Raw genomic sequence first — 3,170 nt, forward strand, 5'->3', positions numbered from 1 at the left:
CTTAAAACAGGTGATTGATTTTTACCACGAAACACTCAAGCAAAGCCCCGAGGTATTACAGTATTTAGAAAGTCGTGGACTTAATAATGTTGAACTCATCAACACCTTTAAGTTGGGCTTTGCCAATCGCACTTTAGGTTATCGCTTGCCGGAGAAAAATCGCAAGGCGGGTGCAGAAATTAGAGGGTGTTTACAAAGTGCGGGTATTTTAAGAAAAACAGGGCATGAGCATTTTAATGGTTGCCTGGTGGTTCCGGTCATTGGTGAGGCTGTGCAGGTGAAAGAAGTTTATGGCCGTAAAATACTGGGTAGTCGATTACGCAAGGGAACCGCGCAACACCTGTATTTACCGGGTGAACATCAAGGCGTGNCATTGGTGAGGCTGTGCAGGTGAAAGAAGTTTATGGCCGTAAAATACTGGGTAGTCGATTACGCAAGGGAACCGCGCAACACCTGTATTTACCGGGTGAACATCAAGGCGTGTGGAATGCTCAGTGTTTAGCTGCTAGTGACGAAATTATTTTATGTGAATCCCTGATTGATGCGATGACCTTCTGGGTGAATGGACTCAGGAATGTGACGGCGAGTTATGGCACCAATGGATTTACTGAGGAACACTTAAACGCATTCATCCAACATGATATTAAACGGGTGTTGATTGCTTATGATCGAGATGAAGCCGGAAACAATGCAGCAGAAAAGCTGGCTGAGCAATTAAAAAAATATCAGATTGATTGCTACCGCATCTTGTTCCCCAAAGGTATGGATGCCAATGAGTATGCGTTGCAAATGAGTCCGGCTGATAAAGCGTTAGGGTTGGTTGTCAGAAAAGCGGAGCCGATGTTAGCAGCGAGTCAGCGAGTAGCGAGTGATGAGTGTCGAAAACAAGAAAAAAGCAAAAACGTTAATCAGGAAGAGAAAAGTCATCCTGATTTAGTCGCTGGCTTGTCGGAGCCAACGGCACAAGTTCAGCCTAAAGTTATCAGTGATGTTGAGGCACAAATCAATGAACGTGAAGTTAAAATGGTGTTTGGTGATAGACACTATCGGGTTCGAGGTTTAAGCAAAAACCTAAGCTATGACCAACTCAAAGTAAATGTGATGGTGAATAAGGATGAGGCCATCCACGTTGATACGCTAGAGCTTTACAACGCCAAGCAACGACAAACCTTTATCAAAATTGCATCGAATGAATTAGGTGTTGAGTTCGACATTATCAAAAAAGATTTAGGTAAGGTGTTGTTAAAACTGGAAGCCCTGCAAGATGAGCAGATTGAAAATAAAAATCAATCGGCTGAAAAAATGATTGAGCTGGATGAGCAAGAAAAAAATGAATCGCTTGCCTTACTCAAAGATAAAAACTTACTCAGTAGAATATTATCTGACTTTAATGAATGTGGTGTGGTGGGAGAAGAAACCAATAAACTGGTAGGCTATTTAGCGAGCGTCTCCAGAAAATTAGACAAGCCATTAGCGGTCATCATCCAATCAAATAGTGCGGCTGGAAAATCATCATTAATGGATGCGGTTTTAAATTTAATGCCGGAAGAGGAAAGAGTGCAATACTCAGCCATGACAGGTCAAAGCTTGTTCTACATGGGCGAAACCAACCTTAAAAATAAGATCTTAGCAATCGCTGAAGAGGAAGGCGCAGAGAATGCCAGTTACGCCTTAAAGCTTTTACAAAGTGAGGGTGAAATCACCATTGCATCAACAGGCAAAAATGCCACTACGGGTAATATGGAAACGCAAACTTATCATGTAGAAGGTCCGGTGATGTTGTTCCTGACGACAACGGCCATCGACATTGATGAGGAATTACTGAACCGTTGTTTAGTGTTAACGGTGAATGAATCGGTTGAGCAAACCGAAGCCATTCATCAACAACAAAGATATAGCGATACACTGGAAGGACTACTGTCAAAAGAAAAAAAATCCAAGTTAGTGACTATCCATCGAAATGCACAGCGATTATTACGCCCCCTAAAAGTGGTTAATCCATTTGCGGAACAACTCACCTTCCTGAGTAATAAAACCCGAACCCGACGCGACCATCAAAAATATTTAGCCTTGATAAGAAGTATTACCTTATTGCATCAATACCAGCGAGAAATAAAAAGCATCCAACAAAATGATAAAGTCATTGAATACATCGAAGTCACGCTTGATGATATTAAAGTGGCGAACCTGTTAGCGCATGAAGTGCTTGGCCGAACCTTCGACGAGTTGCCACCACAAACCCGAAAATTATTAAAACTGATAACCGAGTTTGTTCAACAAAGTTGTGAGCAACAAAAGATTGAGCACAGTGATTATCGCTTTAGTCGCAAACAGATCAGAGAGTTTACTGGTTGGGGCAATACGCAATTAAAAGTTCATTGTGGCCGACTGGAAGATATGGAATATTTAATCGCGCACGGCGGTGGACGAGGTAAAACGATTGCCTATCAACTCAATTATCAAGGGGAGGGCGAGCAACGTAGTCAATTTATGATGGGGTTGATTGATTGTGAAAAGCTCGCTGAAAAATATCATTGTGATGACCAGAAGTCGGGGGCAGTCGATAAGAAGTCGCCCCCAAGTCGGGGTCAAGTCGGTGGGGAGTCGGGCTTAAGTCGGACTGATGAAATTAAGCTCCAGCCCAATAGCCATGAGGTGAATGAAGATTTATTTAACGAAGTAAGTCCAGAAGGGCATCTAGTGATTAAAAATAATCCGCATCGTAACGTTGTTGAGGTGTCGTAACCATGCCAAGAAAAGGAACGACTCTCACCAAAAAAAGCTACGGTGATTTAACTGATGTTAATGGATTAGCCGCCTATCGTGAAAGATATTTAGAATGGATGGGCATTAGAAATTACTCAGACAAAAGCAAAGAATCCCGTGAGCTTTACATCAATTATTTTATCCAATGGTGTGAGGAAAGAGGGCTGACTCAACCATCGGAAATCACCAAACAAATCATCGAGCGTTACCAAAGATATCTTTACCACTACCGCAAAGAAAATGGTGAGCCGCTAAGCTTCCAGAGTCAGCACTCAAGACTGGGCGCACTGCGCGCCTTCTTTAAATATTTAAGCAAACACAATTACACGCTGTATAATCCTGCGGCTGATATCGAGCTGCCCAAGTTAGAAAAACGATTACCGAAACACGTCCTCACCATCGAA

3 protein-coding genes are annotated in these 3,170 nt (G+C 42.5%); all 3 read left to right on the plus strand.

What is annotated here, in order from left to right:
• Positions 1 to 10 precede the first annotated feature (10 nt).
• Positions 11 to 394 carry a hypothetical protein gene (locus ABVT42_RS21855; RefSeq protein ID WP_465251091.1) on the plus strand — a complete coding sequence of 128 codons (384 nt, stop codon included), beginning with the start codon at positions 11 to 13 and terminating at the stop codon, positions 392 to 394.
• On the plus strand, positions 385 to 2,745 hold the full coding sequence (locus ABVT42_RS21860) for a toprim domain-containing protein (protein WP_367024459.1): 2,361 nt from the start codon (positions 385 to 387) through the stop codon (positions 2,743 to 2,745). The genes ABVT42_RS21855 and ABVT42_RS21860 overlap by 10 nt, the downstream gene beginning before the upstream one ends.
• Positions 2,746 to 2,747: 2 nt before the next feature.
• A partial coding sequence (locus tag ABVT42_RS21865) for a phage integrase N-terminal SAM-like domain-containing protein (RefSeq protein WP_367024461.1) occupies positions 2,748 to 3,170 on the plus strand: 423 nt, incomplete at its 3' end.

The organism is Aliikangiella maris, assembly GCF_040719265.1.
In the GTDB taxonomy this organism is placed as follows: Bacteria; Pseudomonadota; Gammaproteobacteria; order Enterobacterales; family Kangiellaceae; genus Aliikangiella; species Aliikangiella maris.